This window comes from Planctomonas sp. JC2975, assembly GCF_012985205.1.
GTDB lineage: Bacteria > Actinomycetota > Actinomycetes > Actinomycetales > Microbacteriaceae > Humibacter.
This window is the reverse complement of record NZ_JABEKS010000002.1, coordinates 45,812-68,481: the sequence shown is the minus strand read 5'-3', so window position 1 is coordinate 68,481 and position 22,670 is coordinate 45,812. Positions and strand designations below refer to the sequence as shown.

Genomic DNA, 22,670 nt, shown 5'->3' with positions numbered 1-22,670 from the left:
CATGAAGCGTTCAGGAAGCCAGCCTGCCCGCGTCGCCGCCGCTGGGTACGGCGCCTTCGCTGAGTGTGAGGATTCCGGACCGCATCTCGTACGCCCGGTCCGCCGCGTCGACGACCAATGGCTGGTGTGTCACCAGCACGGTGATCATGTCGCGTTTCAAGGATCGGATCGTCTCCACGACGGACAGCTCCGTGCTCGGGTCGAGTGCACTCGTCGGCTCGTCGAGCACGAGCAACTGAGGGCTCTTCAGAAGGGCCCGTGCGAGCCCGATCCGCTGTCGCTGACCGCCGGACAGATTGCGTCCGTCGTCAGACACCCAGCTGTCCGGTCCGTTTCCGAAGACGAGCGGATCCAAGACGAGTGCTGCCCGTTCGATCGCCGTGGAGACCTCGGCGTCGCTCGCCTCCCTGAAGAACCTGACGTTGTCCGCGATGGTTCCGGGAACGAGCCTGACCTCCTGAGGCAAGTACGCCACACGGCTGAACCAGTCGTCCTCTGACAACGATTCGGCCTGTTCGGCATTCACGTGATAGCTGCCCCGCACCGGCTGGACGAGGCGCAGTAGCACCTTCAAGAGGGTGGACTTGCCGCCCCCCGACGATCCGGAGATGGCGATCAGTTCACCGCGATGGGCGACGAACTCGACGCCGTGCAGGTGCACGCGACCCGCGTATCCGAACGAGACGGACTGGAGTTCGATGTCGCGGATCTCGGTCAGGTGCCCGCTGCCCCACCGCACGTCGTCATCCGGCAACGCGGCGATGCGCGCTTGAACGCGTTCCGCATGCGCGGCCAGTTCGTGCATGCTCTGCGCGTCCTGCTGCAGTCCCTGCACGTACGACAGCGCCCGCACGAGCAAGAGGGCGATGACCGCGACGGCTCCGACGGCTGCAGGCGCCGTGATGAGAACGATGCCCAGCACCGCGAACGCGACCAGCAGGATCGTGATGCGGAAGACGGCGGGAGACCCCTTGTTGACGAGCTTTCCGCGGATCCACGACGAGGTGATGCTGTGCAGCTGACCGTCGACGGATCGCTCGACGCTGTCGTCCACGCCGAACACCCTCGATTCGACGCCGAGTCGGGCGATCACTGACACCCGGCTCGCGAACGTGGCTGTGGCGCCCACCCAACCGCGGTTGAGCTTCACGCTCGCCTTGGACAGCGGGATGAACAGTCCGGCCAGGATGACTCCCACGCCGACGAGCGCGATCGCTGCGATCGGAGAGACGAACACTGCTGCGACGATGAGCATGAGCAGGTTCGTCGCATTCGCTCCCGCCGTCGCCGCGACGACGAATCCGTCCGCCGCCCGCGTGACTCCCTGGGAGGCGAGCTCCTGAAGCTCACCAGGCTCGAGGCTCTCCTGCCCGCTGACCGATGACCGCAGGTACTTGTGCAGTAGCATCTTCCGCATCCTGATGGAGCGCCGCGTGGCCTCTTGCACGCTGAGCGCTACAGCTCCCAGCTGCGTCGCCATGGTGATCACGCCGATCACGATCCCGGTCAGGATCATCGGTCCTACCCCGGGAGGCAGGATGCTCAACTTCTGCAGGACGGCGTTGGTCTGACCGCCGACGGCCGCCGTCCCGACCTGCACGATGAGGATCAGAAGGATGGCCTCGGAAACGCCGCCGACGGCGCTGAGGGCGAAGATCGCGGCGAGCACCCAGGGCCGGGTCCCGCGCAGCAACTGAATGAACGACAGCGAACCGAAAGTCCGTGACCGGCGCACGACTCCGTGCTCCTGGGCAGCGTCGGCCGCCATCAATACGCCCCAGACCGCGCGACGACCGCGCGGGCCGTCCGCCACAGGATCACGACGTCCCCGGTCAGCGACCAGTTCTCGACGTAGTAGAGGTCCATTCGGATGGCCTCCTCCCACGCGACATCCGAGCGTCCGCTCACCTGCCAGAGTCCGCTGATTCCGGGCTTGAGCAACAGACGTCGGTAGTCGCGCCCGTGATACAGAGCCATTTCCGTCGAGCGTTGCGGGCGCGGTCCCACGAGACTCATGTGTCCGAGGAAGACGTTGAAGAGTTGAGGAAGCTCGTCCAACGAATACTTGCGAAGGAAGTCGCCGATCGGGGTCAGTCGCGGATCGTTCTGTACTTTGAACAGCGGCTTGTCGCTCGTGCCCTGCGCGTTGAGAAGGGCCGGCAGAGAAGCATCCGCCCCGTCGACCATCGAGCGGAACTTGAACATGGGGAACTCGCGGCCGCCCGAGCCCACTCGCCGCTGAACGTAGAAGATCCCGCCTTTGCTGGTGGAAGCCACGGCGATCGCCACCGCGATCATCACAGGAGACAGCACGCAGATCGCCAAAAACGACCCGACGATATCGAATGCGCGCTTGGCGACGAGCTTGGCGCCCGTGTAGCGCGGCATCTCGACGTGCATCAGCGGGAGGCCCGCGACGGGACGCGTGTGGATGCGCGGGCCGCCGACGTCGATGAGACTCGGCGCCACGATGAGGTGCTCGCGGCCCGGTTCGAGGCTCCAGCTCAGCTCGCGCACCTGCTCGGGCGAAAGGTCGTCGGCTCCGGCGATGACGACGGTGTCAGCACCGCTGAGACGCATGGATCGCGAGACGTCGTCGAGGCCGCCGAGTACGGGTGCGCCTTGGACCGCATCCTTGAGGCCGCCCGGAATGCAGGCCCCGACAACGCGGTATCCGGACTGCGGGGATCGGCTGAGCTCGTTCACGACGTGGGTCACGTTCGCCGGCGATCCGGCGACGACCACTCGCGACATGTAGTGACCCGCAACGCGTTTCGCCGTCAGCCACTGCCGCGCCAGCCAGCGTCCGAGCAGCAGGAAGACGAGTCCGAGCGGGAAGGCCAGCAGCACGTATCCGCGGGCGATGTCGATGCGGAACAGGAAGGCGACGATCGCGACCAATCCGAAGACGCGCACCGTGGAATCCGCAACCAGGCGGTACTCCCCGCTTCCCGTGCCGATCTCCCGATAGCCGCGAGTGCCGTAGATGGTCAGGGCGAGCATCCAGATGCCGATGACGAGCACCGAGATCACCGTGTAGCTGATGACCAGTCCGCTGCGGCCGAAGTCGCGGAGTTCGACGTCGCTCGTCGCGAAGCCGAACCAGACGATCTGCACGCCGAAGACGACCCAGACGAGCACGATCACGTCGATCACCGCGAGACGCGTCGCATACCGAACGGGCCACGGCCGCCAGGCTCCGGCCTCTCTGTGCGGACGTGCGTTGTGCCAGCCGGCCGCGCTTTCGGCGTGATCCACCACGAATCCCCCATGGACGCGGCACTCCCCGAATGCACCGACGCCCGAGTTCGAGAGTAGCCCGAGTGGCAGTAGACCTCTAGGGTCTCGCCGATCAGTCGCCCGCTGGAACCGGCGGCGCGACGACATCGGGAGCCGCCGCCAAGCGCGGTCGGGCGGCGCTCACCAGCAGCCTTGCGATCACGGTCGCTGCGTCATCCAGCACTCCGGCGACGCGCTTGTACTCGCTCGCGGCGTGCCCCATCGGGTCGTCGATGTCGTCGTCCGCGTCTGCAGCCCCGGTGCGCTCTGCGGCGACGGATGCCACCACCTCGTCGAGCGCGATAGCGGCATCTGCCGGCATCCGCTGGGCCAACCGTGCGAACTCCAGGATCGTGAACGTGCGCCGCACGGCGGCCGGCACGCTGCGGACGGTATCCGCGCGGATCTGCCGGGTCGCGGCGAGCACCAGGTCGGCAGCTTCCACCATCGGAACGGTCAGCTGCCGGGCACGGTGAGGCGCGACAACCGCGACGCGTCCGACGATGGCGGCACGCGCATCCGAGGTCATCGGCGAACCCACCTCCGCGAGGATGCCGGCACTCTCGACCGCGAAACCCGCCGCGACTCCGAGGCGGGCGCGCAGCAGTTGCGCCGCCATCGGCGAACGACAGGTGTTGCCCGCGCACACGAAGAGCACGCGGAACGGCCGGATCGGATCCGTCATCGCTCGCGGCGTCCGGCGTAGCGATCGCCGCCAGGCTGCTTCGCCGCCGGCGTGACCGGAGTCTCGGCCGCCTCGGTCGAATAGCCGTAGCCGTAGCCGCTGTATCCGTAGAGGCCGTAGCCGTAGGCATCAGGACCCTTGGTGGGCAGCATCGTGATGATGATGCCGGCAAGGCGAGCGCCCACGTTCGCCAGCGCGGAGACGGATCCCTTCAGCTGCGCCTTGCGCGTGCGGCTCGCGGCGACCACGAGAAGGGTGTTGCCGACGGTCTTGCCCAGCACGGCGGCATCCGTCACCGGCAGAAGCGGTGGGGAGTCGAACAGAACGTAGTCGTACATGCCCTCCACCCGCTGGATGAGGCTCGCCATCGCCTGCGAGCCGAGCAGCTCGCTGGGGTTCGGCGGTACAGAGCCGGCGGGAAGCGCGGAGAGGGATGTCTTTCCCCACGGCTGCACGACATCCGTGAGCTCTGCGCGGCCGATGAGCACGTCGGTCAGGCCCACCGCTCCCTCGATGCCGAGGTAGTGGGCGATGCGCGGCTGACGCAGATCCGCGTCGATGACGAGGACGCGGTTGCCGGCATCGGACAGCGCGATCGCCAGGTTGAGGCCGGTCGTCGTCTTGCCCTCGTTCTCGACGGATGAGGAGATGACGAAGGTGCGCGCATCCGCTCCGACGTCCAAGAACTGGAGGTTCGTGCGCAGCGTGCGGAAGGATTCGGCGCGGGCGCCGCGCGGGTCGACCTGCACGATGAGCGGGCGCGATGCCGCCTTGCCGTCGTAGACGATGCCGCCAACGATCGGGGCTTCGGTGATCTGCTGCACGTCGCGTTCGTTGCGCACCCGGGTGTCAAGGGTCTCGCGCATGAGCGCGATCGCCACGCCGACCGCCAGACCGATGAGCGCGCCGAGCAGCACGTTGAGCCAGACCTTGGGACTCGCGGGGGATTCCGGGATGTCCGCCACCTGCACCCTGGTGAGCTTCACCGGCGAGACGGCACCCTTGCTGTTCGGGGTCTCGAGTGTCTGCACGGTCTTGGCCAAACTCGCCGCGGTCTGGTTCGCGATCCAGGCCGACTGGTTCGCCTTCGTGGATGTGGCCGTGATCTCGATGATCGTGGTGTTGACGGGCGAGGACGCCGAGATGTGCGTCGAGAGTTCGTCCGGCGTCATCTTCAGGCCGAGGCGTGCGGCGACCGGCGCGAGGACGACCGGGGTATTGACCAGATCCGCGTAGGTCTGCACCCGCTGCTGGGTGAACGAGTTGCCCTGCACGAGATCCGCGACGTTGTCGCTCGCCTGCGTCGACACGAAGACCTTGGCCGACGCCTGATACTGCGGAGTCACCAGCAGCGAGTACCCGGCGGCCGCCACGATACCGACCAGCACGAGCGCGACGATGAGAATCCACTGCTTGCGCAGCACGCGTAGATAGTCCCGCAACTCCATGGAAGCCGCCCTTCCCCCGGAATCATGGTGCCACAGCGGTGTGCGGGACGACAGAGGCTGGCAGGTCGAAGAGGGGCGAACGGCGGGCCGGATCAGCGATTTCTCGACGCGGCACAGACCGGCCGGCCCTGACCGCGAGAGCCGTCACGCACGCCCGCCGTCTACGTGAAGTCCGGATCCGGCTCGGATTCGTAGGCCGAGCTTCCGTTCACCGGCCAGTGCCGGCGTCCGTTGTTGAGCACGCCGCCGCTCTCCTGCAGGTAGCAGGCGCCGCACAGGGATTGGTAGACGACCTCCGTGTCATCCTCGATGGCGACCTGGTCGCCGTCGAACACGAAGACGCCGTTGATGGTTCGGGCGTTGAAGATGGCCTTGCGGCCGCACCGGCAGATGGTCTTCAGCTCCTCGAGGCTGTGCGAGACCTCGAGCAGGCGCCGGCTGCCGGGGAAGGCGACCGTCTGGAAGTCGGTGCGGATGCCGTATGCCAGTACGGGAATATCTTCCAGAATGGCGATTCGCAACAGGTCGTCGACCTGCGCCTCGGTGAGGAACTGCGCCTCGTCGACGAGGAGGCAGCTCACGTCGCGACCGTAGCGCGATAGCGTGCGCTCGCGGTGTATCTGGAACCTGTGGTACAGATCCGCATCCGGCGCGATCGTGAAGTCCACCGCCCGAGTCACGCCCAGTCGGGACACGATGTCGGCGTCGCCCTTCGTGTCGATGGCCGGCTTAGCCAGAAGCACCCGGTGCCCGCGCTCCTCGTAGTTGTAGGCAGCCTGCAGGAGCGCCGTGCTCTTGCCGCTGTTCATCGCCCCGAACCGGAAATACAGTTTCGCCACCCCGCAATCGTAGAGCGGACGATGTACCGCAAGCAGCGCAGTGGCCACGCGGTTTCAGGTGAGGTAACCGTCCTCGGCGGCACGGCGAATGAGGTCCGCGCGCGTGCTCGTCGGACGTCCGGCGCGTCCGTACTTCTCGCGCACGCGTCGCAGGTACGTCTTCGCCGTCTCGAACTGCACGTGCATCTCGTCAGCGACCTGAAGGGTCGAGTTGCCGTCGACATAGAGCAGGAACGCGATCCGCTCGCCGTCGCTCAGCTTGGGCTTGGCCGCGGCGCGACCGGCAGCAGCGCTGCCTGAGGCGCTGGGACCGGCATCCGTCAGTCCCATCACGGATTTGGCGACCGTCATCACCTCGCGCACCGGCTGCGCCTTGCTCAGAAAGGCGAGCGCGCCAGCCCCGAGGCACCGCTCGCGCTCCTCCGGCGTGTCCAGTGCTGTAAGCACGATGACGGATGCCCCGGCCGCCCGGCAGGTGCGCACCCGCGCCTCGATCGAGACCTTCTCGGAAAGGTTGAGGTCCATCAACACGAGGTCCGTGGGGAACGCCGCCGAGTGCACGAGCTCGACCCACGTCGGGGCTGCCACGACGAGGTCGAAGAGTGGCTCATGATCGCGGATCCAATTGGACAGCGAGTCGAGCAGCAGCTCGTGGTCGTCCAGGATGCCGACGCGCACCGGAGTGCGCCCGTCACGCGGCGGCAAAGCCGAACCTCAGGATCATCGTGGTGCCGTTTCTCGTGATGGTGGCGTCGCCGGTCAGCGACCGCAGCACGCTGACGAACGGCCGCGCCGAACGACGCAGAAATCGCCAGTCTGCCGCAATCGGAGCGAACACTTCGAATCCCACTCGCTCCGAGGAATCCGCAGTGGGCGCACGCTGCACCACGAGCCGGGTGCCCGCCGGATCCAGAGCTCCGAGACGGGCCAACTCGACCAGGCACGCGGTGACCGTCGCACGTTCCCGGAGCGGAACGCGTGCGAGCAACTGCTCGGGGTCGTACACGGCTCCCGGGTGCATCCCGGTCTCGCTGACCAGGCCGTCCACCCAGGTGACGTGCACCTGCTCGAGCGCCCGTTCGCGCAGCTGGGCTGAGACGGCGATCGCCGCCTCGATGTCGAATCGGGTGATCTCGCCGCGCTGCGCGATGGAGGACAGCAGCGGCAAGGTCACCTGCCTCAGTTCGTCGAGCTGGGCGCGATGCAGCACATCCTGCTCCAGCACGCGCAATTCGGGTTCGAGCGCCCTGAGACCGCTGCGGGCCGCGAGCATCCACTCCGAGCTGAAGCGATTGAGGACATGCCCGCTCGCTGCCGCGACTGCGGTCAGCACGGCGACCGGCGTAGCCGCGACCACGGCATAGACGAAGGGTGCGTTGGCGATGCGGAGGAAACGGCCCTCCTCGAAGGCCAGAACGCCCACGATGAGGGCGCCGGCCCCTCCGAGCAGGATGATGTCCCGCGGCGGACGCAGCCACAGCAGCCCCAGCACCATCAGGCCGACGCCGATCTGGCCCCAGTCGTCCTGGATCATCTTGTTGTGGCCCCAGCTGGCGAACGCCGCGAGACCCGCCGCCAGCACTGCAGCCCCGACCACGAACACGGCCGGCAGGCCGTCGAGCCTCGCCACGTTGGGATGCGCGGCAACCGACAGCACGATCGCCGCCCCCGCGAGGATGCAGACGGCCACGATCGCGAGGTCGGGGTGCACGATCTCGCTGTCGTGCATGAACGTCTGCGTCACCGCGTATCCGACGGCGAGGGCGCCGAGGAACGGGGCGAACGTCCAGGCCGCCGTCGCACCGATGGGATCCAGCCGGATCGGCCTCGTGAAGAGCGGGATCGTGGTCATCGCATCCCCCCGCTCTCGACGGCCGTCGGCACGATCATGAGCACGGACGTGCCTTCGCCGGGCCGGGAGAACACGGAGACGGACCCGCCGACGCGTTCGATCCGAACGATCACCGAGTGCCGAAGGCCCATACGGTTGTTGCCCTCGGCCGTGAGGCTGGCGACGTCGAAGCCCCTGCCGCCGTCGACCACCACGAGGGAGACGGCGTCATCGGAGGCCGACAGCATGACCTCTGCCTTCGACTGCCCTGAGTGCTTGAGCACGTTGATGAGACACTGCCTGGCCGCCAGGCCGAGCGCCCGTCTCGTGCCGGACGGCAACCGGGCGTAGCGCGAGTGGTCCCCGGAGACGTCGACGACGAGGCCGGAATCCCTGGCGTGGGCGATCGCCTCGGCGAGCTCGCTCGTGCGCCACTCGTTCTGCTCGGCCGGCTTGGCGCGATGGGAGGTGGCGGCATCCGTGGTCCAGAAGCGGATGTCGTCCTCGAGTCGTTCTCGCAACGCCGGAGAGACGGGACCGGGGCTGGCCGCAGCGATCGCCGCGAGCTCGCTAAGCGTGGTGTCGTGCAGCTCGGCCCGCAGTTCGGCAGCGATCGACCGTCGCAGTTCGTCGGCCCTCTGCTCGCGGAGGGTGCGCATGATGAGCGTGTGCGCTCCCCTGTACGCGCCCCGCGTCATCCCGTGGAACAGCAGCAGGGCCATGAACAGCACGTACGCGCCGAGTGAGATGGAGTCGAAGCGGAACTCCCTGCCGGTCCCCAGCGCCGCCGCGAACACGGCCAGGTCGCCCACCGCGTAGGCGAGGGTTGCCCAGAGCACCCCGATCCTGGCATCGGGCGCTGAACCTCCGACGAGCATCAGCGCGACGAGCGGAAGCGCAACGACGAACAGATTCGTGTTGGAGTAGTCCGTCGTCTGCTCGAGCAGCGCAATGGTGTAGACGAAAGTGGCGGCGCTGCCTACGACCACGTAGGCCACGCACAGCGCCGACGTGGCGCGACGCATCAGCACCACGAGCAATGCGGCCATCGGGAGCAGGCAACAGGCCGCCCACCAGCGCACCTCGCCGGGTCCGAAAAGCCCTGGCACGAGGACCACCACGACCGCCGCGATCAGACAGCTGAGCGCGGCGACCTGCGTCGACAGCGCGACCGCGCGATTTCCGGCTTCACGCGCTACCTGTGCCGGGACCCCCAGGGACACGCTTCGGATTATGGCACGCTCCGGCCCTCACCTGTACCCCTGCACTGTCCCCCGAACACGTCGCTGGATAGTTCGGCACGACAGCATGGTCCTTCTGCCCCGGCCCTTGCGGTCACGCACTCAGCCGACCTTCGACAATCTCGATGGATCGCGGGCACTCACGCTCGGTGCGATCCGCCTCGACAGCGGGCCGCGGAGCTGAAGCCGTGCACGCTGCACGCCGCATGACTGCGACAGCGGAAGCCGGCGCGGCGGGGTAGCTCGGTGCACAGCAAGGGCGGCGCCGTGCACGGCACGGGCAGCGCGGGCGGCCGCTCAGAACAGCGTGAGCCGCTCCTCGGGAGCGACACGGGCGGGTGCGCCCGGAGCGTCCGTCGACGCCGCCGCACCGAATCGCACCCTGTTGCCGTCGCCGTCCCGCATCGCGTTCAACGCCACTGACCGCACGCCGCCCGTCACCGGATCTTCCTCTCCGCGGAGCAGGCCATGCTTGAAGATCAACGGCTTCATGCGTGCAGCGAGCCATTTGCGGTAGTCGACGGGCGCATACGCCTGCGTGCCGTACATCGCCCTGTACTTCTCGACGAGCTCCGGATGCTCCCGCTCCAGCCACAGCATGAACCACTCCTTCACCCCGGGCCGCAGGTGCAGAGCCGTGTAGAGCACGGAGCTCGCGCCTGCGGCTTTCGCAGCTGCCAGCGCGGCATCCAGATGTTCCCTGGAGTCGGTCAGGAAAGGAAGGATCGGCATCATGAACACCGAGCACTCGAGGCCGTGCTCGCGAACGGCCCGCACCGTCTCCAGCCGCGCCTTCGTGCTCGGGGTGCCCGGTTCGACGGACTTCTGCAGCTCCTCGTCGTATACCGCGATGGACAGCGCGAGGTCGACGGGCACCCGGGTCGCGGCATCCGCGATGAGGTCGAGGTCACGGCGCATCAGCGACCCTTTCGTGAGGATGCTGAACGGCGTCCCCGAGTCGGCGAGTGCCCCGATGATGCCCGGCATCAGCGCGTACCGGCCCTCTGCGCGCTGATAGGGATCGGTGTTCGTGCCCAGCGCCACCGGATGCCGCCCCCAGCTCGGCCGTGCCACCTCCTTGCGCAGCACCTCGGCGACGTTCACCTTGACGATGATCTCGTGGTCGAAGTCCGTGCCCATGTTGAGCTCGAGGTAGCGGTGGGTGGGGCGGGCGAAACAGTTATGGCTGATCACGCCGTTCGCCACGAAGTCGCCGGTCTCGGTGGTGATGTCCACCATGTCGAGCTCGACGCCGAGGTCTTCGATGGTGCTGACGCGCAGGTCGGCTGTGCTCTTCACTGCGGCACCGGCGAGTCCCAGCTTTCGTGTGATCGCCGGTCCAACGAGATGGAAGAAGCGCGACCGCACGGCGAGACCCCCAGTGACCCGCACGGCGGTCACCCCGTTCGGCCGACTCGATTCGCGAGTGTGGGGAATACCGAACCACCCGAGTGATTCACTGATCTGGACCAAGATGTCTTCGGCCTTGTTGCTGATGCGCAGAACGCCTTGTGAACAGCTGCCCTCCGCGTCGAATATTCCTGCCAAGAACCCCCGTCGCCATTCATCGCCCGGCGCGTCCGGCCAGTTGATGAGTTGGCGAATGTCGTTGAATGCCTTTTGCCTGTTGCAGTGGATCGCGTTCATCGGACGACGGCCGGCACCGACCGCGAACGGCCTCGTTGTGGTCCCGATGCCTTCAAGCTGGAGGTACTCACGCGATCGGTCCAAGGCCTCGGCATCCGCCAGGGCGAGGCGAAAATAGCACACCCGATTGATCGCACCGCCGTTCCGGACGTAGTCCTTCGCGATCAGCATCCCGTCGCCCCGGATCATTCCCGTCAGATAACCACGGCGGTATTCGACGGACTCGCTCCTCATGGGCTGACACTGGCCGGCCAAACCGAAGCCCAGTAAGGAGTTGTTCGGTGTGAGGTATGGGCGCCGTTCGTTTCCCGACATCCGCCCCGTAACGTACTTCCAGCCTCGCTCGGTCAGAAAACGATGGTCACCGCTCGCGACGATCTCGGTTCCTTCTGACAAGGTGATGCGGAATGCCCGTTTGCGCGTCGCCCACGCTGCCATCACGGCGCTTGGCACGTACCGACGATAAGCACCGTCCTTCCGCGTGCCCATGACGGTGTCACCCGGCTTAACCTCGCCGAGAGGCTTGTGGCGACCATCCGCCATGAGGATGAGCGTGTCAGGCGTCAGGCAGTACACACACGCATGGCTGCATCCCCGGTACGGGTTGATGGTCCACCCGAACGGCAGTGCTCCCCCGCCTCCGGGAACCTTGTTCAACGCGGACTTCGCGAGCACCTCGTGGAACGTGACGCCGGCGAACTCCGGCGTGCGCACGGAGCGCACCAGGTTGTTCAGCTTGGCGAGGCCGGGGAGCGCATCCGTCTGCTCGACCGAGATCTCCTGACCGCTCCACCGCATTGCCTCATTCGAACATTAATTCGATTCTTGTGCAACTCACGCGCCGCGAATGTCGTCGACCAGTCCGTCGTTCACGTGTGGATCCCTCGCCCCCACTGAATTCCTGGCCCGACGTGTCGCTTCGCGGACGCAATGCGACAACACGCGCCAGGGACTCCACGCCCGGAGGCGCGTCAGCCGGGCGCGGGGGCTCCTGTCGACTCGCGCAGCACGAGCCTCACCGGCAGCACGGCCGCTGCGTCCGGCGGAGTGCCGTCGATCTCGTCGAGGATGCGCCGAACCGCCTCGTCGGACTTGGCCACGACATCCTGCGCGATCGTGGTCAGCTTGGGCGTCACGTATCCGGCAAGGTCGATGTCGTCGAACCCGACGACCGAGACGTCGCCCGGCACAGCCGCCCCCGAGGACCGCAGCCCTTCGAGCACGCCGGCGGCCAGGATGTCAGCGGTCGCGAACACCGCCGTCGCCCGCGGATGCTCCTTCCGCACTCGTCGCCCGAGCTCGACGCCCGCTTCGTACGTCGTGTCCGCCGGCACGAGGCGGGACGGATCCCACGACACGCCCGCCGCGTCATGCGCGGCCAGGAACCCCGCGTGCCGCTGCTGGACCACACCGCTGTCCGCGAACTCCGGACCGGCGAACAGGATCTCGCGGTGCCCGAGCCCCAGCAGATGGGACGCGGCGATAACCCCGCCCTCGAAGTCGTCCGACCGCACGCCTGCCGTCAGCGGATTGGCCGAGTAGCTGTCCAGCGCGAGGAGCGGCGGACCGCCGTCCATGACGAACGAGTCGACGTCCGCGTCGACGAATCCGAGAAGGATCACGCCGTCGAGGTTCCACGACCGCACCGCCTCGAGCACCTCGCTGGGGCGCGCGACACCGCGCAGCAGCAGGTGGTATCCGGCGCGTCGCAGCCGACGCTCGAGCAGACCGAACATGGCCGCGTTGTGCGGGCTGACCATCAGGCTGTCCTCGTCAGCGGCCGGCACGAGGAGCCCGATCATCCGCGACGCGTTCGCGGCCAGTGACCGTGCGGAGGCGCTGGGCACGTAACCGCGACGCTCGACGATCTCCTGCACTCGCTCGATCGTGGCCTGCGACACCCTGGCGCGGTTGCCGTTGACGACGTTCGAGACGGTCATGACGCTCACGCCGGCCTCGTCGGCGATGTCCTTGAGCGTCACGCGCATGGTTCTCCGTTCCCGGTTCCGGGGCCTGTGATCTCCGGCGGCAGAAGGGGTGCGGGGCGCGCCGCCCGGCACGGTGGGCCAACGGTATCGCGGATGCCATGCCTCGCGACCATCCGCGTCGGACGACCGCTTGACATCGTCGTCGCGGCGGCTCTATGGTCAACTTCCATCCGATGAGTGTAGCGCTAAACCTTGCTCTTCGGGCCGCCCGTGGACGTGCGGACGGAACTCCTTCCCCGACGCGCCGAGCGCGTCAGCTCCGACCCGCAAGGGCGCGGGTCCAACGGGCCCGAGCCGCTGCGGAGAGGGGGCTCGGCCGCCGGGGCAGGGACGTCCGCTACTCGATCACCCCGGATCACCCCGATCACCGCCTACAGAGAGACACGACGACGTGACGATCACCCAGGACGAACCCGTTGCCCCCACACCAGTGGGGACCGAGCGACCCGAGGAGAGGACGTCACGACGCGATCTCGAATGGTGGCGCAACGCGGTCGTCTACGAGGTGTACCCGCGCAGCTTCGCCGACGGAAACGGCGACGGCATCGGCGATCTGGCCGGGCTCCGCTCGCGGCTGCCGTATCTGCGCGACCTCCGCGTCGATGCCGTCTGGATCACGCCCTGGTACTCCTCGCCCCAGGCCGACGGCGGCTACGACGTCGCCGACTACCGCTCGATCGATCCGCTCTTCGGCGACCTGGCGGAGGCCGAACGGCTCATCGCGGAGGCTCGGGAACACGGCATCCGCACGATCGTCGACATCATGCCGAATCACGTCTCCGACCGGCACCCCTGGTTCCGGGCAGCCCTCGCAGCAGGGCCCGGATCGGCGGAACGGGAGCGATTCTGGTTCCGGGAAGGGCGCGGCCCGAACGGCGACGACGCTCCGACCGACTGGGAGTCGAGCTTCGGCGGGAGCACCTGGACGCGCACCACGAACGCCGACGGCACGCCCGGCCAGTGGTACCTGCACCTTTTCGCACCCGAGCAGCCCGACCTCAACTGGCAGAACGACGACGTGCGCCGCGAGCACGAAGACGTGCTGCGCTTCTGGTTCGACCGCGGCGCGGCCGGCGTGCGCATCGACTCGGCAGGGCTCCCCGTGAAGGATCCGGCGCTGCCGGACATGCGCGGCGTCTCCGGATACGTCCCCGGCACGCATCCGCACCTCGACAGAGACGAGCTCCACGACATCTACCGTGCGTGGCGCCGTGTCGCGGACGCCTACGACGAGCCCCGAGTGCTCGTCGCGGAGGTGTGGCTGGCGGAGGCGGACCGGTTCGCGGCCTACCTGCGGCCGGACGAGATCCACACCGCGTTCAACTTCGACTTCATGACGGCACCGTGGGACGCGGACCGGCTGCGCCGCGTCATCCGCGAGACGCTCGACACCCATTCGGCCGTCGGCGCGCCGGCCACCTGGGTGCTGTCGAACCACGACATCACCCGGCCCGTCACGCGACTCGGTCGCGCGAACACGGCCTTCTCGTTCGATGCCAAGAGCTTCGGCACACCGACCGACGAGACGCTCGGCACTCGGCGCGCCCGCGCCGCCGCACTGCTCGCCGCGGCGCTCCCCGGCGTGCTCTACCTCTACCAGGGCGACGAGCTCGGGCTTCCGGAGGCTGAGCTTCCTCGCGAGGCGCTCACCGATCCCATGCACTTCCGCTCCGGAGGCGTGGATCCCGGACGCGACGGATGCCGCGTGCCGCTCCCCTGGACCGCCGACGGCCGGGCTTTCGGCTTCTCGTCGGCCGCTGACGATACGACCGCCAGTGGCCCGCACCGCGTCCGCCACGACACCGCTGCGGCACCGTGGCTCCCGCAGCCGGACGACTGGGGAGGCCTCAGCGTCGCGCAGCAGCTTCGGGAGCCCCATTCGATGCTCCTGCTCCACCGCGATGCACTGCGGCTGCGCCGCTCCGAGCCCGCGTTCCGCGACGACGCATTCCGGTGGCTCGAAGCGCCCTCTCCCAGCGTTCTGGCATTCGCCCGAGGCGACGATGTCATCTGCATCGTCAACTTCGGGACGCACGATCTCGCGCTCGAGCAGGATGCCGACATCCTGCTCGCCAGCGCACCCATCGTCGGCGGCGTGGTGCCGCCCGACACCACGGTGTGGCTACGCACCGCATGCAGCACCGCATTCATCAGCACCGCGCCCATCGGCATCCCTTCCGATGGCGCACAACCCGAATGATCAACAGAGGAGTTGACATGTCCCTCACCTTCCGCAGGGCGGTGGCGATCACGGCGGCCGTCGCGGTCTCCGCCATCGGCCTCACCGCCTGCACCGCGTCGGGCAACGGCACGACGAGCAACAGCAAGGTCAGCATCACAGTCGCCGAGGACGTCGGCCTTCAGCCTGCCGCCAAGAAGGACATCGAGAACCGCGTCGCGAAGTTCGAGAAGAAGTACCCGAACATCACGGTGACGCCGCAGGAGTCCAAGTGGACGGCGACCACCTTCGCCGCCCAGCTCGCAGGCGGCACGCTGCCCGATGTCTTCACCGTCGCGTTCACCGACGGCAAGGGCCTGATCCAACAGCACCAGGTGGCAGACGTCAGCACGCAGGTGGCCCAGTATCCGTGGTCGAAGGAGCTCAACGCGTCGGTGCTGAAGAACGGTCAGGACAGCAAGGGCAAGCTCTTGGCCGTGCCGATCGCCGCATACGGACAGGCTCTTCACTACAACAGACAGCTCTTCAAGCAGGCCGGCCTCGACCCCGACAAGCCACCGACCACGTGGGCCCAGATCCGCAAGGATGCGAAGCAGATCGCCCAGAAGACGGGAAAAGCCGGCTTCGCCACGATGACGCAGCAGAACACCGGCGGCTGGATTCTGACAACGATGGCGTACGCACTCGGCGGCCGCGGCGAATCCGAGGACGGCACGAAGGCGACGGTCGACTCGGATGCCTACGCCCAGGCGCTCGGACTGCTTCATGACATGCGCTGGGACGACAACGCGATGGGATCGAACTTCCTCTACGACTGGAACGGCATCAACCAGGCCTTCGTCGCCGGTCAGCTCGGCATGTACATCTCGGGCGGCGGCAACTACGCGTCGCTGGTGTCGCAGAACTCGATCGACCCGGCCATGTACGGCGAATCCGTCATCCCGCTGCAGGGCAAGGATGCCGGCGCCCTGGGCGGCGGAACGCTCGCGATGGTGAGCACCAAGGCCACGAAGGCGCAGCAGGACGCTGCCGTGAAGTGGATCGACTACTTCTACATGGAGAACCAGTTCGACGAGAAGACCGCCAAGGCGACGGCGAAGGCGCAGAAGGATGACAACCAGGCGGTCGGCGTGCCGCAGGTGCCGGTCTTCGACAAGGCGACGTACGACAAGTACATGGGATGGATAGCGCCGTACGTGAACGTGCCGACCAAGCAGTTCAGTTACTACACGGACAAGGAGTTCGCGCAGCCGCTGCTGGCCGAGCCGGCCGCGAACACGCAGGATCTCTACGGCGCGCTCGACCCTGTCGTGCAAGCGGTGCTCACGGATCAGAACGCGGACATCCCCGCACTCCTGAAGGCCGCGAACACGAAGGTGCAGGGCCTGCTCGACGCCGCCCAGTAGTCAGACAGCGGCCCTCCAGGTGGTTGAGCCTGTCGAAACCACGTCTCAGCGGTTCGACAGGCTCAACCAGCGGTGCGGGCACAAAGCCGGTTCGACAGACTCAACCAGCTGTGCGGTGCCGGCTACTGCTCGACGCCGAGAACCTTCGCGGTTTCTTCCAGCACCTGAGCGGCCTTCGCCGGCTGGTCGTTGAGCGTTGTGCCCATGGTCGGGATCAGCTCTCGCAGCTTCGGCTCCCACTGGGCCCACTGCTGGGGGAAGCACTTCTGGAGCACGTCCAGCATGATCGGCACGGCGGTCGACGCGCCCGGCGAGGCGCCGAGCAACCCGGCGATCGATCCGTCGGATGCCGCGACCACCTCGGTGCCGAACTGCAGCACGCCGCCGTGCTCGGCATCCTTCTTCATGACCTGCACGCGCTGGCCGGCGGTGATGAGCTCCCAGTCCTCGCTCTTCGCGGACGGCATGAACTCCTGCAGCGCCTTCACCTTCTTGGCGCGCGAGGCGAGCAGCTCGGAGATGAGGTACTTCATCAGGTCGCCGTTGTCGCGGGCGACGGCGAGCATCGGACCGATGTTCCCCGATCGCACCGATCCGGGAAGATCCCACCACGAGCCCTTCTTGAGGAACTTCGGGCTGAATCCGGCGTACGGGCCGAACAGAACGGACGCCTGACCGTTGACGACGCGGGTGTCGAGGTGCGGCACCGACATCGGCGGGGCGCCGACGGCGGCCTTGCCGTAGACCTTGGCCTGGTGCTGCGCCACGATCTTGGGGTTCGTGGTGCGGAAGAACTTGCCGCTGATCGGGAAGCCGCCGAATCCCTTGATCTCCTCGATCCCCGAGGACTGCAGCAGGTGCAGGGCACCGCCGCCGGCGCCGACGAAGACGAACCGCGCATCGACGGTGTGCGGGGTGTTGCCGACGGTGTGCTTCACCTTGAGGCGCCAGTTGCCCTCTTTGGTGCGACGGATGCTCTTCACTCGGCAGTTGAGCCACAACTCGGCTCCGCGCTCCGTCAGCCCGTCGACGAGCGCATTGGTCAGCGCTCCGAAGTCGACGTCGGTGCCGGCCGTGATGCGCGTGGCCGCGATGGGCTCGCGCGTGCGCTCCTTGATGAGCAGCGGCGCCCATTCGCGGATCACCTTGTGATCCTCGCTGTACTCCATGCCGGCGAACAGCGGCTGGTCCTTGAGCGCCGCGTAGCGCTTGCGGAGGTACTTCACGTTCTCGCCGCCGCGCACGAACGTCATGTGCGGGGTGGAGGTGATGAACGTGTTGGGCAGCTCGCCCTTCTCCACCAGCGACGACCAGAACTGACGACTCAGCTGGAACTGCTCGTTGATGCTGATGGCCTTGTCGGGCGTGACGCTGCCGTCCTTGCCCTCAGGCATGTAGTTCAGCTCGCAGAGCGCGGCGTGCCCGGTTCCCGCGTTGTTCCACGGGTTGGAGCTCTCCTGGGCGACCTCGCCGAGGCTCTCGTAGATGCGGATCGTCCAGTCGGGCTGCAGGCGCTGGATCATGGTGCCCAGCGTGGCGCTCATGATGCCCCCGCCGATGAGGACGACGTCTAACGGGGCTCGGGAATCACTCACTCTCGCAATTCTACGGGTCGAAAACCGAGCGTCCGACCGGAGCGGATCGGCTCGGCGACCGCGTGCAGCCGCCGAGCGGATCCTTCACGCGCGGCGTCTGCGGAGCGTCCCCACGAGCAGCGTCACCCCGCCTGCTCCGATGACGGCGAGGGCGCCGAGCAGCCAGCCGATCGGATCCGATCCGGTGCTGGGCAGCATGCCGCCGCCTCCGTCACCGCCGCCACCGGTCGGTTCTGCGGTGTTCGTCAGTGAGAGCGCGACGGTCTGATCGGTGCCGATCGTGATCGTCGGATTCGAGACCACGTTGCCGTCGATGCTCCAGGTCGGCGTGCCCCAGGTGACGCCTGGGATGGCCGGCGGGGTCGCCTCGACGAACGTCACGGTGGATCCGGTCGGGATCCCGGTCACGGTCGTCGGCGTTCCCGGCGTCACCGTGAGCGTCTGGGCAGGACTGTCGTCGACCGTGTACGTGACCGTGAAGTCCGTGCCGCTGGGAACGGCGGATGCCGCACCTCCCGACACCGTCTTCGTCACGCTGAACCCACCCGTTTCGGCCAGGTTGGCGACGTTCTCCAGGCCGACCGTGATCTCCTCCCCGGTTTCCACCGTGAAGCTCACATAGCCATCGGCATCCGGTTGCACCACCTGCCCGTTGATCGTCCACACCGGGGTGCCCCACGCGACCCCTGGGATATTCGGCATCGGCCCTTCCTTGGCGTGCACCGTGGTGCCCGTGTTCAGGTGGCCGAACACGATGGGCACGCCCGCCTGGAGGAGCTGGGTCTGCTCAGCACCGTTGTCGACGTGATAAAGCACTGTGTACTGCGTGTCGGCCGGCACCGAGGAGGCTCCGTCACCCGTGACCGTCTTCGTGGCTTGGAGCCGACCGAATCCGTTGGCGGTGTTGGTCGCCTGGATGCCGACCGTCTCGCCGCCCTGCACCACGAAGGTGACGTTGCCGTCGGCATCCGGAGTCAGCGGCACGCCGTCGACTGTCCACGCTGGAGTGGACCATTCGATGCCGGGGATGTCGGGCAGCGGTCCTTCGCGGATCGTCACTGTCGAACCCGCCGGGATGTCGGAGATTGTCGTCGTAGCGCCCGCCTGGAACGACACGGTCTGCTCCGCCCCGCCGTCCACGCTGTAGATGGCAGTGTAGGTAACCCCTGCCACGTTCTGGGCCGCGTTGCCGACGACTTCCTTCGAGACCGCGAACGAGCCCGTCGCTTCGGCCACGTTCGTGAGACCGATGCTGATCGTCTCACCGGCGACGAGCGTGAAGCTGACGTTCCCGTCGGCATCCGGAGTCACGGGATCCCCGTTGACGGTCCAGGTTGGTGTGCCCCAGGTCACGCCGTCGACGGTCGGCATGGACAGTTCACGAAGGGTGATGGTGTCGCCGGTTGCGAGACCGTCCACCACCGCGGGAGACTCCGGGGTCACGGTGATCGGGATCGCCGTGCCCCCGTTCACGGTGTATTCGAGCCCGAACTGAGCATCAGACGGCACAACCGTCGCCCCACTGCCGGTGATGGTCTTCGACACCGAGAATCCGGCGGGGATCGACGCAGCCGTGTTCGTCACGACGAGCGAGACCGTGGGATGGGTGGCGTCGATCGTGAAGGTCGTGTCACCGTTCCAGGTGACATCCGTCCACGCGAGACCGTCCGGCAGCATGGACGCATCGGGCGGCACCTCGAACACAGTGACCTGTGTTCCGTAGGGGAACGGCGTGGCTGGGCTGACGAACGTTCCGTCGGCGTCGACCTGGAGTGTCCCGGCCTGCGGTGTCCCATCCGGCAGAACGGCGAGATACCCGACCGTGAACGTCGTGGACGACAGCTGGTCGGGCGACACACCGGAAAGCTCCTTCGCCACGGAAAAGTTGCCCGTTTGGTCGCCCGTGTCGCACGGGATGGCGCCCGCGAACATGTAGGAGTGCATCTCGCCGCCGCCGGAGAGGTTCACCGTGCTTCCGAGCACCTGACCGTCCCACGGCGCCGCGGTGATCGTGAGGTCGGCGTTCGGCGCGTAGATGGATCCGTCGATGCGACCGCCGCTGTGGATGTTCAGCGGTCCGGTGACGCGCGATGCATCCCACAGCACGAACGGCGAGTAGGTGCCCTCCGGGTCGATGGACGGGCCGGGAATGTCGGTCGTTCCAGCGGGAACGACGATGATCAGCGGAGTCGTGGCATCCGGAACCGTGCTGGAGAACTGGATCTTGTCCGCACCGATGAGGTCGGTGTAATCGATGTAGTTCGGAACGCCAGGGGTGAGGGCCGAGAGGACGAATCGGCCGCCGCCCTCGTCGGTCGCCGTGAGCTGGTGACCGGTTCCACCGGGAGCCGGGATCTGCGCAAGGCAGGTCGTGACCTGATCGATGGATGCCTGGGCATTGCGTCCGACGTAGTCCGCGACGACATCCTGGGTGCTGACGCCCGAGGCCGTCGTCTGGTACGTGAAGACGCTGCCGTTGCCGTCGGACGTGGTCGGCGGGGTCGAGTCCGCCGGAAACGTCTGGTTCTGCGAGTCGATGAGTGGCGTGGCATCCGCGTCGGCCGGATTGAGGCCGTACCGGAGGAAGCTCCCACGGGCGAACGTCGTGAACGGCGTCGCTCGTTCGACGACCTTCAGGTCGCCGAGCTGAGAAGGCTCGGTGGCCCCCGCGTTGGTGATGTTGATGCGGCCCAAGTTCTGTGCCGGGTTCGGGTTGTACGTGCCGATCAGGAGTCGAGTCGGGTCGTTGTCGATCGTGGGCGGAATGTAGGCACCGGAGCCCGCTACGACGTGCGCGATCTGGTAGGTCGACGCGATGTCCATGGTGAGCTGGCCGCCGACCGCGATGCTGCCTTCGGTCTCGCTGTTGGAGAGCGTGGCATCGCCGCGTGAGTACACCGTGAAGCCCCCGTTGACGGTCATGGGGTTGACCATCGTCGGGTCGGCCGCATGCGCGGCCGACGGGCGCGACACCGTTTCCGTCACGGCGAGCGTCGCTCCGACGAGCAGTGCCGCCCCCACGACGGACACTATTTTTCGGGTCTTCGAGGCGTGCATGGTCCCCCCAACAGGATGCGTTCGGGCGCATGCCCGTTGATCGAGTTTAGGTCGCTCGATTCCAGCTCGGGAGGGCAGACGATGCAGTACACCTTGCGGCGTGCGTTGTGGTCGCGCTCTGGATCACCCAGGTTCGGCGTGCCGCATCAGCACTCTCACGCGGCGGATGCGCCGACCGCGATGAGCAGAATACCACCGGCGAGCATTGCGACCGCGAGCACGCCGAAGCCGATCCAGATGAGGGACCTCGCTGCATTCGGCTTCTTCGGATCGTGGCCGATCACCGAGAAGAAGAAGCCGCCGGGGATCAGCAGGGCGCAGCAGAGGACGGCGATCCCGATCACCTGACCCCACACTCCCGCACCGGCCGCGCTCATCACGAGCAGCGTGACGAGACCGAGGATGACGAGAACGCCGGCATGCGCATGCCCCGCGCGGAAGAACGACTTCTGCAGATCGTTGGCACCTTGCTTGCCGGAGACCACGCGCAGCATGAAAGTGCCGCCATAGGCGATGCCGATCACGGTGAGCAGCACCACGCCGACCGTGATCGTGGTGGACGGCGTGAAGAGTGCCGCGGATGCCGTGCTCATGACGGTCTCGCTTCCTCCGGCGTGCGCGCCGGCGTCGTGTCGGTTCGTGAATCGGTTGGATAGTTGCGGTATCCATATTGGATAGTCGTACTATCTATGTCAAGACCTGATCTGGAACAGGAGCCCGATGCGCATCTCCGAACTGGCACGGATCACCGCCATTCCGGTACCGACGATCAAGTACTACCTGAGGGAGGGAATCCTCCAGCAGGGCGAGTCGCGCGGTGCGACACAGGCCGACTACGGCGACGAGCACGTGCAGCGGCTGCGGCTGATCCGCTCGCTGGCCGATGTCGCCGGGCTGCCGATCGCGCGCATCAAGACGGTGCTCGACCTGATCGACCATCCCGGTGACGACCTCTTCGACGCGCTCGGGCGGGCCATCGCATCCCTCCCGCCTTATGCGACGGACTCGGATGACGCCGAGCACCCTCGAGCGAAGGCCGCGATCGAACGCCTCGATTGGACCTACGACGCCGACTTCGCGGCGACGGCCCAGCTCGATCGTGCGCTGCAGGCGGTGTCTGACGCCGGCATCCCGCTCACCGACGAACGTCTCGAGACCTACGGCGCGGCCCTGCACCGACTCGCGGAGTTCGATGTGGCGCAGATGCCGTCCGGGTCGCGGGCATCGGGAACGGATGCGGATGCCGATGCGAATGCCGGCAGGGAAGCGGGATCAGCGGGCGGCGGTCGAGCCGACACCGAAGAGGACGCCCTCGGTCAGGCATCCGCCGCGATCGAATACGCCGTGCTCGGCACGGCCCTGTACGAGCCGGTGGTCGTCGCGATGCGACGCCTTGCGCACCAGGATGTCGCGGCGCGGATGCTGCATCCACCGGCGACATCCTGACTCCCGGCGGACTACATCGCGCGCGCCTG

The 22,670-nt window shown here is 67.2% G+C and carries 16 protein-coding genes; 3 read left to right on the top strand and 13 right to left on the bottom strand.

The window, feature by feature from the left end; translation table 11 throughout:
• Positions 1-10: 10 nt before the first annotated feature.
• From HII28_RS13830 to HII28_RS13785, 10 genes are all read right to left on the bottom strand, one after another.
• A complete protein-coding gene (locus tag HII28_RS13830) occupies positions 11-1,768 on the bottom strand; it encodes an ABC transporter ATP-binding protein (protein ID WP_170026202.1) in 1,758 nt (585 codons plus the stop codon).
• On the bottom strand, positions 1,768-3,258 hold the full coding sequence (locus tag HII28_RS13825) for a sugar transferase (protein WP_346769336.1): 1,491 nt from the start codon (positions 3,256-3,258) through the stop codon (positions 1,768-1,770). Before HII28_RS13825 ends, HII28_RS13830 begins: the two co-directional genes overlap by 1 nt.
• A 94-nt stretch (positions 3,259-3,352) precedes the next feature.
• Positions 3,353-3,964 carry a low molecular weight phosphatase family protein gene (locus HII28_RS13820; RefSeq protein WP_170026200.1) on the bottom strand — a complete coding sequence of 204 codons (612 nt, stop codon included), beginning with the start codon at positions 3,962-3,964 and terminating at the stop codon, positions 3,353-3,355.
• Positions 3,961-5,412 (bottom strand): polysaccharide biosynthesis tyrosine autokinase, encoded by a 1,452-nt coding sequence (locus tag HII28_RS13815; RefSeq protein WP_170026199.1) that lies wholly within the window; start codon positions 5,410-5,412, stop codon positions 3,961-3,963. The genes HII28_RS13820 and HII28_RS13815 overlap by 4 nt, the downstream gene beginning before the upstream one ends.
• A 161-nt stretch (positions 5,413-5,573) precedes the next feature.
• Positions 5,574-6,251, bottom strand: coding sequence for a thymidine kinase (locus HII28_RS13810; RefSeq protein WP_170026198.1), 678 nt, complete (start codon positions 6,249-6,251; stop codon positions 5,574-5,576).
• 54 nt (positions 6,252-6,305) lie between these two features.
• Complete coding sequence (locus HII28_RS13805; protein ID WP_170026197.1) at positions 6,306-6,956, bottom strand: response regulator; 651 nt, start codon at positions 6,954-6,956, stop codon at positions 6,306-6,308.
• Entirely contained in the window at positions 6,943-8,103 is a 1,161-nt protein-coding gene (locus tag HII28_RS13800) for a hypothetical protein (protein ID WP_170026196.1), read from the bottom strand. Before HII28_RS13800 ends, HII28_RS13805 begins: the two co-directional genes overlap by 14 nt.
• The gene (locus HII28_RS13795) at positions 8,100-9,305 is read right to left on the bottom strand and encodes an ATP-binding protein (protein WP_170026195.1); all 1,206 of its coding nucleotides are present in this window, start codon (positions 9,303-9,305) and stop codon (positions 8,100-8,102) included. Before HII28_RS13795 ends, HII28_RS13800 begins: the two co-directional genes overlap by 4 nt.
• 315 nt (positions 9,306-9,620) lie before the next feature.
• Complete coding sequence (locus tag HII28_RS13790) at positions 9,621-11,768, bottom strand: intein-containing Rv2578c family radical SAM protein (RefSeq protein WP_205864938.1); 2,148 nt, start codon at positions 11,766-11,768, stop codon at positions 9,621-9,623.
• A gap of 173 nt (positions 11,769-11,941) precedes the next feature.
• On the bottom strand, positions 11,942-12,958 hold the full coding sequence (locus HII28_RS13785) for a LacI family DNA-binding transcriptional regulator (RefSeq protein ID WP_170026194.1): 1,017 nt from the start codon (positions 12,956-12,958) through the stop codon (positions 11,942-11,944).
• Positions 12,959-13,388: 430 nt separating this feature from the next.
• Here HII28_RS13785 and HII28_RS13780 point away from each other — a divergent pair, with 430 nt between their 5' ends.
• Together HII28_RS13780 and HII28_RS13775 are read left to right on the top strand one after the other, a co-directional pair.
• A complete protein-coding gene (locus HII28_RS13780; RefSeq protein ID WP_170026837.1) occupies positions 13,389-15,158 on the top strand; it encodes a glycoside hydrolase family 13 protein in 1,770 nt (589 codons plus the stop codon).
• Positions 15,159-15,175: 17 nt separating this feature from the next.
• Positions 15,176-16,543, top strand: coding sequence for an extracellular solute-binding protein (locus HII28_RS13775; RefSeq protein ID WP_170026193.1), 1,368 nt, complete (start codon positions 15,176-15,178; stop codon positions 16,541-16,543).
• A 122-nt stretch (positions 16,544-16,665) separates the two neighbouring features.
• Here HII28_RS13775 and HII28_RS13770 read toward each other — a convergent pair whose 3' ends face one another.
• The 3 genes from HII28_RS13770 to HII28_RS13760 all read right to left on the bottom strand — a co-directional run bounded on the left by HII28_RS13770 (position 16,666) and on the right by HII28_RS13760 (position 21,788).
• Entirely contained in the window at positions 16,666-18,138 is a 1,473-nt protein-coding gene (locus tag HII28_RS13770) for a malate:quinone oxidoreductase (RefSeq protein ID WP_170026192.1), read from the bottom strand.
• A gap of 84 nt (positions 18,139-18,222) precedes the next feature.
• Complete coding sequence (locus tag HII28_RS13765; protein WP_170026191.1) at positions 18,223-21,159, bottom strand: DUF5979 domain-containing protein; 2,937 nt, start codon at positions 21,157-21,159, stop codon at positions 18,223-18,225.
• Positions 21,160-21,350: 191 nt separating this feature from the next.
• Positions 21,351-21,788, bottom strand: coding sequence for a hypothetical protein (locus HII28_RS13760; RefSeq protein WP_170026190.1), 438 nt, complete (start codon positions 21,786-21,788; stop codon positions 21,351-21,353).
• Positions 21,789-21,915: 127 nt separating this feature from the next.
• Between HII28_RS13760 and HII28_RS13755 the strand changes: the two genes are divergently transcribed.
• On the top strand, positions 21,916-22,641 hold the full coding sequence (locus HII28_RS13755) for a MerR family transcriptional regulator (protein ID WP_170026189.1): 726 nt from the start codon (positions 21,916-21,918) through the stop codon (positions 22,639-22,641).
• Positions 22,642-22,670: the final 29 nt, after the last annotated feature.

What these genes read in the sequence shown, in the direction of transcription:
- HII28_RS13785 (WP_170026194.1), bottom strand. Translation starts at nt 12,958, where the DNA reads ATGCGCGTGACGCTCAAGGACATCGCCGACGAGGCCGGCGTGAGCGTC.
- HII28_RS13755 (WP_170026189.1), top strand. Translation starts at nt 21,916, where the DNA reads ATGCGCATCTCCGAACTGGCACGGATCACCGCCATTCCGGTACCGACG.
- HII28_RS13760 (WP_170026190.1), bottom strand. Translation starts at nt 21,788, where the DNA reads ATGAGCACGGCATCCGCGGCACTCTTCACGCCGTCCACCACGATCACG.
- HII28_RS13790 (WP_205864938.1), bottom strand. Translation starts at nt 11,768, where the DNA reads ATGCGGTGGAGCGGTCAGGAGATCTCGGTCGAGCAGACGGATGCGCTC.
- HII28_RS13830 (WP_170026202.1), bottom strand. Translation starts at nt 1,768, where the DNA reads ATGGCGGCCGACGCTGCCCAGGAGCACGGAGTCGTGCGCCGGTCACGG.
- HII28_RS13775 (WP_170026193.1), top strand. Translation starts at nt 15,176, where the DNA reads ATGTCCCTCACCTTCCGCAGGGCGGTGGCGATCACGGCGGCCGTCGCG.
- HII28_RS13820 (WP_170026200.1), bottom strand. Translation starts at nt 3,964, where the DNA reads ATGACGGATCCGATCCGGCCGTTCCGCGTGCTCTTCGTGTGCGCGGGC.
- HII28_RS13815 (WP_170026199.1), bottom strand. Translation starts at nt 5,412, where the DNA reads ATGGAGTTGCGGGACTATCTACGCGTGCTGCGCAAGCAGTGGATTCTC.
- HII28_RS13800 (WP_170026196.1), bottom strand. Translation starts at nt 8,103, where the DNA reads ATGACCACGATCCCGCTCTTCACGAGGCCGATCCGGCTGGATCCCATC.